Origin of the sequence: Psychrobacter sp. DAB_AL32B (assembly GCF_002224105.1) — a bacterium.
Classification (GTDB): domain Bacteria; phylum Pseudomonadota; class Gammaproteobacteria; order Pseudomonadales; family Moraxellaceae; genus Psychrobacter.
The window spans coordinates 22248-29090 of record NZ_NEXU01000118.1 but is presented as its reverse complement, the minus strand read 5'-3'; the positions used below and the strand labels follow the sequence as shown (position 1 = coordinate 29090).

5 protein-coding genes are annotated in these 6843 nt (G+C 38.6%); 1 reads left to right on the top strand and 4 read right to left on the bottom strand.

Translation table 11 applies throughout. From position 1 onward, the window contains the following. Positions 1 to 81 precede the first annotated feature (81 nt). The 4 genes from CAN34_RS12910 to CAN34_RS12895 form a co-directional block, all read right to left on the bottom strand. A complete protein-coding gene (locus CAN34_RS12910) occupies positions 82 to 870 on the bottom strand; it encodes a hypothetical protein (RefSeq protein ID WP_089555973.1) in 789 nt (262 codons plus the stop codon). 83 nt (positions 871 to 953) lie between these two features. Next, the gene (locus tag CAN34_RS12905) at positions 954 to 3962 is read right to left on the bottom strand and encodes a hypothetical protein (protein WP_254423191.1); all 3009 of its coding nucleotides are present in this window, start codon (positions 3960 to 3962) and stop codon (positions 954 to 956) included. Between the two features lie 50 nt (positions 3963 to 4012). Beyond that, on the bottom strand, positions 4013 to 4621 hold the full coding sequence (locus tag CAN34_RS12900) for a hypothetical protein (protein ID WP_089555971.1): 609 nt from the start codon (positions 4619 to 4621) through the stop codon (positions 4013 to 4015). Positions 4622 to 4792: 171 nt separating this feature from the next. Continuing rightward, on the bottom strand, positions 4793 to 5416 hold the full coding sequence (locus CAN34_RS12895) for a hypothetical protein (RefSeq protein ID WP_089555969.1): 624 nt from the start codon (positions 5414 to 5416) through the stop codon (positions 4793 to 4795). Positions 5417 to 5958: 542 nt separating this feature from the next. Here CAN34_RS12895 and CAN34_RS12890 point away from each other — a divergent pair. After that, positions 5959 to 6753: a YdcF family protein gene (locus CAN34_RS12890; protein ID WP_089555977.1), complete on the top strand. Its 795-nt coding sequence runs from the start codon at positions 5959 to 5961 to the stop codon at positions 6751 to 6753. Positions 6754 to 6843: the final 90 nt, after the last annotated feature.

The window sequence follows — 6843 nt, the reverse complement described above, 5'->3', positions numbered from 1 at the left end:
TCTTAATCTTAATCTTAATCTTAATCTTAATCTTAATCTTAATCTTAATCTTAATCTTAATCTTTAGAAGATTAGAGGTTTTTAGTTATTACTTTCAAATTTAATATTTAATTTATGTTCGCCAGAATTCGTTAAACTGGTACTATTCGGAAGGATTTCCACTCTTGCTTTTATTCCTACCCTACAATAGTACTGAGTTCCGTCGCGAAACCCTGTGTTAGAGTTTGTTGGGTTAGCATGATATAAATAGACATCCGCAGCCAACTTACTGCCTGAAGGGCCTTCCAAAAAAACTTTTTCAACTTTAGCTATGTCATTACTATTCTGTATAGCAATAAAAGATTTTTCATTTGCTTTAAACTTGCTACTATTGACAAGAAGATATTGTTTTATTCGATTATATTGATTACCCAACGTCAAAGCATTCGAACAAGAATTGAGACCAGTAAGCTGAAGTATTCTAGCGTAGAATTCAAATAAATATGGCTCAGAATTTATTGCTTTAGGATTAGGAAGATAGGTTACAACTTTCTTAAAATCGAGATTATCTACATTGAAACCTTTTAAGTCAATTTTTGAACTTAATGGAAAGGCTTGAATAGAGTTATTTTTAATTTCTATTGCTTGATTGCCACCAGTGACAATATCCTCTGCTCTCGGTTTAAACGCTAAATCATCATCTTTTGTAAACTTCTCCGCACAAAAATAAATAGTATTGCCATTATCATCATTGTTTGTATTTATTTTACTAAGAGAAGATTCATTAGTAGCACATACTGCCAGTGCTGTCTGTCCAAGAAGACTAGCCAACACCGTAACACCTATCTTTAGCATAAACTGACGATAAACTGTGTTTAAAGATATGTTCATCATGACCTCTTATTTATATACTTTATTGTTTTAAAACAATAGGAAACAGAATAATAGCGTGAGAGATGAGATTGACACTGACTCTATAAAGTAGATGGCTGCAATAAAATCCGCATTACAAAATTATTAGTAACGTCTACAGACTGATCTTTATAGCCTTTAACCTTCAGGGTATAAGTGTTCGGACTCAGACCAAAAATCTGAAAATAGCCATAACTGCCAGTATTAGCACTTTGTATCATCTCATTGTCTTTATAGATATTGACCACTACCCCTTCTTTAGCATCAGCCAGCTTGCCTGATACACCATAAGTCTTTTTTAGCTGTATAGGAACTGAGGTAGGTGCATAGTTACTGACTCTTATGCGAGGTTTTTGTAGCTCACCAGTACTATATTCTAAAGGTAAGTTTTCTGAATCCATCGTTAAAGTATAATCGCCTGCTTTGATATTACTGATTAAGTACTGACTATGCGTTGCCTGACTTCCTAGCAAGCTAGCTATTACTTTTTGATTATCCAGCTCAAAACGCATATTTTCATAATCTATGGGTGTATCGGCCTGATGTTCGATATCTACTATGACGCTACCGTCACGCTGACGTGGATAGTTGCCAACTTGTAATCTTTGTTTGGGTGCTTTAAACATATCAAATGATAAACTAGCATATAGATAATTATTCTGTGTCCAAGCGGGTAGCTCACGCTCATCAATAAATGAACTGTCGTTAATTAAATCAGTATAGAGACTGCTAGGTACCGCATCTACATAACGATGTTTATAACCCAAGCCAAAGTTGATACCTTTACGAGTGTTTATCTGCCAGTCAACCAACCAACCAATCTGGTTACCATATAAGCTATAACCAGCGTTGATTGAGCTGTCTGTTGAATCCCCACCCATGCGACCCAATATACTGCTGGTATCAAAGCGGTAGCTGATGTCGCCTTGATATAACATATTGTTATTTCTGTGCAAACGGCTAATGGACTGCCCTAAGTTAGTACGATTATCGAGCTGATGTCGTAGCGAGAGTGTGTCGCTATCGTTATCACCAGATAGCCCTATAGTATTACGTGTGCCCGCACTGTGCGCAGTATTGTTATTTGCACGAATTCTATAAGCGTCCTGCCATGTGAGACGATAACCATAACGATTATCCCTAGTGTTCCAATTTGCACCTACATTTAGTGCATCATTAAACCTATGATTGATACTAGTATAAGCATAGTAATCATCTGCATCAGCCGTCTTAATAGCCATATCCTCATAGTATTGATTAATACTAATATTGGTTCTATCACTAGGACTATAGTTGAGCAGCAACTGATGACGTTGATCATTCAATCGATCTTTTTCACTTTCGTTTTGTGAAGAAGTGTTTAATTTAGTACTGTCATACTGCCGAGCTTGATACTGATAATTCACCCACATTTTTTTGCGCTGGTACTCTAATTGAGCCTGCCACAAATCTTGGGTAGGTGTATTAGCATAGCTAATATCCGCATTGCTATAAGTTGATAGGCTGTAGTTTGCCCCAGCATGCCACGAGAGTGAATCGTTGTCTTCTTGCAGATTTTGTATGTTGGTATTGACGCCACCGCGTACTGCCAAGCGATTATTAACACCGTACTCAGTATATAGATGGGCGGCAGTGTCAGCATTGCCATTGTTGTTTGACCTTCTTATAGTATCACTGTTAATTAGATTGCCTGTGCGACCAATACCTGCCTCTATTATCAGCTCATTAGTCGCCGCATTGGTACGACGTTTACCCAGTAAAATTGGACGAACTTCAAGTGGTTGACGGGCTAATGGATAGGCGTAAATTGCCACTTCTACCAAGGTGTCTGTCAATGTTAGTTGGCTGACATCAAGGTTTAAAAACTCGTAGCGTCCATCCAGTCCAATTTGAACGCGAGCGATAGGACGACCACTAATACGCAGCTCTGCTACGCCACCAGCTTCGCCAGTACCCGTAAGATGCTGATAATCTTGACTGGTATTTTGTAATAAGCTACGGCTGTCTTCATCGAAATAGGATAAATGCCGTGAGATATTGCGATTACTATAGGCAAACATGGCTCCAGTAAATTCAGAACCTGATGTTTGTGCACCTTGACCTAACGAGTTAGGTTGATTAATACCAAGGCGTGTGGCTAAATGTTCTCCGGATTTTGCCCAATACAAATTATCTATTTCCCAGTCATCCCATTCTGAGGGCAAATAGATAAAGCCTTCCAAGGCAGTTTTCCCAAAGCTACCATCGTTAGAAAACCTATCTGCGCTGCTACCTTTGTACTCATTAGTACTATCATAGCCTCTGGCATTGACACCCCATACACCACCTAAAGCATAACCATAAGCACCAATATCAGCATACATCTGACGGCTAGTAGACGACTCGCCGTTTTGACCACCATTGCTTTCGCTGGCACTTAAACTACTGTTAAATGACAATCCAAGCAGGCCTGCTCGGCTAGGGTGGTAGTCAATGGGTAAATCTTCTTTAGCGTTATTATCTTTTAGTGAAGATATATTTTGTGATGGACGCCAGCCCATGTTTAGGCTGATGGCTAAATCTGACTGATTATAATCTGCGGTGATACCCAATTTTTTTAGGGTACTAAGCGATAAATATTCTTGCCCTTGATAATAAAGTACTTGGTTAATAGAAAGCTTAGCATCGCCAATAGGAGTAATAACTTTATAACCGCTGGTATTATTAATCGTATCAACACTATTACTAGTATTTGTAGGTACAGGTAAAAACTTGATCATCGTCAATCGATTTAAATCATCGATAGATAAATAGTAATGATTATTTTGGGTATCACTCTTAGATTCAGATCCTGACTCATAAAGAGCATCGATGCTGCCCTGCTCTTGTCCATTAACAAAGACACCCACTAAAGTAGGCTCTAACACTTTAGTACTTTCGATAGCCGCTTTAACGGATGAAATAGGCGATATTGAGTTGGCAGCAATATTTTGCACGTCCGCAAGCGCTGACGGGCAATAAGCCAATACACAAGGCCAAGACACCAAAGTCACTAAACGTAGAGGTGTGAATTTTTTAGTCATAAAAGCCATATAGAGTCTATTTTTTAGTAGAAAAAGTATTGCTACTGTTTATTTTAGTCTTACTGAACGTCAATGCGGATAGGTAGACCATAACGAGAGCCTATCTCCAAGGTAACCCCTCTACCATCCGTATCGTAGGTAATAGCATTATCGACTTGCTGCTCAATTGACAACATAGCATATCGCTTACCCTCAACAAATCCCATTGGCAAACGGATCGACATACGTACCGTCTGATAGCCACCTGGCGCAATCGTAAACTGGGTAGGATTAATCAACGTCCAAGGCTTGAGCGTACTTTCACTAGGCTCGATTGGATTACCTGTCTCATCCATATCTATCAAGCTTAGTTTAATGGCTTTAGGCTTAGTACCGTAATTATATAAAGTTAAAGATTGATTTAACTTACTCAAGTTTTTATTCTGTGTCAGTGAAACGGTCTCGTTAATTCGAGAAGGTGAAATACCTAGTTGCGCAGGTGGCAACTCCTTCTGACGGTCATCACTAACGACCATAGACGCTTGACCACTAGCATCTTTAGAGTTATGTATTATTAGTTCGGCTTGCGCAGATTGTGAAAAAACCAATATCATTGATAAAGCCGTAGCAACCCCTAAATCAGGTAGTAAATTAATCAATTTGTAGTTTGCATAGATAGATATTGTCATCTGTTTACCTTGTTATATTGGATTACTAACAGCCAGCATCATTAGCGCACTAGGCAAGTTTATAAAAGTGCATCAGTCATAGGCTATTGATACAAAAATACCAGCAATTTCAGCTGGTATTTTTGTATCAGTAGTAGATTAATACTAACTAAATTAATTTTAGTATTTTTATTAGTTACCAGTCAATGTTAGCAAGAAGGTATCATTAGTACCTGGAGCAGCATTTTTACCAGTAACACCTCTAGCATTATGCTCGCCAGACTTAGTAGCAGCCGATAAATCTAACTTGAACTTGATATCACCTTTTACCGCTGTCCATCCTGAAGGAATGCTCTGTTCGAGAGCTTCCGTAGAGTTATAAACTAAATTGGGCTCGGATATAATAATCTCAGATGTACCATTTACAACGTCTTTTAGTATAGGATTAGGATTGGTAAGAGTAAGTTTAACATTACCAGTAGATAAGCTACGAACAGCCCATGAATCTGTCAACGTTACATCGATGATATTATTAGCTAAAGGGTTCGTTGAACTTTGGGCATCAACATCGATAGAATTAGTATTAAAGTTATAAGTACCGCCTGTTAAAGTACTCTCAAGTTCACGAGTAACATCGGAATTAACTACACTGTTATCAGCTGTTAACTCCAAGTATGCATCTTCCCAGTGATAGAGTACTAAAATTTCAGGTAGTTTGACTCGAAAATCAGTTCCCCCACTCACTGATGCTGCTGAAGCCACTGACGCTACAGATAGAACTAAAGCTGATACTGCTAACTTTCCAAAAATATTCATGATGTGAACCCTATAATTAAAACTGATTTATTTTGATTTCTACCAGCGATACTTATTAAATATTTAGCAATCAAATAACAGAGTATCTAGTAGCGTAAACGCTAGTAATATTTACAGAAGACACGCTTCTTATTACTCAATAAAAACAGTCTATTACATTAACTATACTGAATCAAAAGCTAACAGATGGGCGGTTGATATAGGGTGGTGAACGGTAATATCGACATAATCACTTGAAATATAACAAGTTTTTCTTTCCAGTAATTATTTTTTTTAATAAGATACGTCTGTCAATTTGTCAGCTCTCATGATTTCTCTATTCATTTTGGGAGTATTCCCCCCCTCTTCTTAACCCCTCAAACTCTAGTTCCAAAAGTTTATATATCGCTATGTTCTATTAGTAACAACAATGAGACGTTATCTCAAAACGGGGTGCGTTATCATGGGATTATCCAGTCTCTTGTTAGACGCTCTATAGCGTCTAAACCAATAGCATCATAGAAGATCCCGTGAATATATTGCCTTTAAATAATTGTATAACCATTCCCAAAAAACTTATCCTATTAGCGCGAGTTGTATTAGTCACTATTGGCAGCGTTATCATCGTCGACTGTGCGGTTTTAATCGCGGTTGGCAAGATTAATTTTGGCTCTGTCGTACCGTTTTTATTGGGTATGGTATTTGTCGCCCATGGTATATTTTGGCACGCTATTCGTCACTTTGTGATTCAAAATCGTTGGTTGAGACGCCTTTGGTATACGCTATGGATCATATTTTTTATCTGGTTTCTTAGCTTTGGGGTATTTATTTTCTCATTGCAGCAGCAGATTAAACTTAGCAAGCAACCCACACCTCAAGTCGCTGCCATCATTGTACTAGGTTCAGGTACGGTCGCAGGCAAGCCCACGCCAACACTTGCTAAGCGCTTAGATACCGCTGCGCCGCTTATCGACTCACAAAAAAATGCGTTAGTCATTACCAGTGGTGGCGTTGGTTTTGGACAGACACGTAGTGAAGCCAATATTATGGCAACCTATTTGCATGAGACTTATAACATTGCATTCGAGCATATTTTGCAAGAAGGCAAAAGCACTAGTACAGCAGAGAATCTTATTTATAGCCAAGCGCTATTAGCAGCAAAAGACGTTTCTATGACGGCGCCCATTGCTATCGTGACCAGTGATTTTCATACCATTCGCGCCGCAGCCATTGCTCGTCGCCAAGGCTATCAGCAGCCTATCATGCTCGCCAGCCCTACTCCATTATCAATTCGCTATAACGCTTGGTTTCGAGAGTATTTTGCCTTTGTCAGCGGTTGGCTATTAGGAGAATACTGAATGCCTGTTTTTTCTGTCATATATCAGACATCTGATATTTTATTGATGAAAATGCTTAGTTCAGAATAAGCCAGCATTACCAATAAGGCA

Coding starts and splice junctions, on each gene's coding strand:
- CAN34_RS12910 (WP_089555973.1), bottom strand. CDS start 870: ATGAACATATCTTTAAACACAGTTTATCGTCAGTTTATGCTAAAGATA.
- CAN34_RS12905 (WP_254423191.1), bottom strand. CDS start 3,962: ATGGCTTTTATGACTAAAAAATTCACACCTCTACGTTTAGTGACTTTG.
- CAN34_RS12900 (WP_089555971.1), bottom strand. CDS start 4,621: ATGACAATATCTATCTATGCAAACTACAAATTGATTAATTTACTACCT.
- CAN34_RS12895 (WP_089555969.1), bottom strand. CDS start 5,416: ATGAATATTTTTGGAAAGTTAGCAGTATCAGCTTTAGTTCTATCTGTA.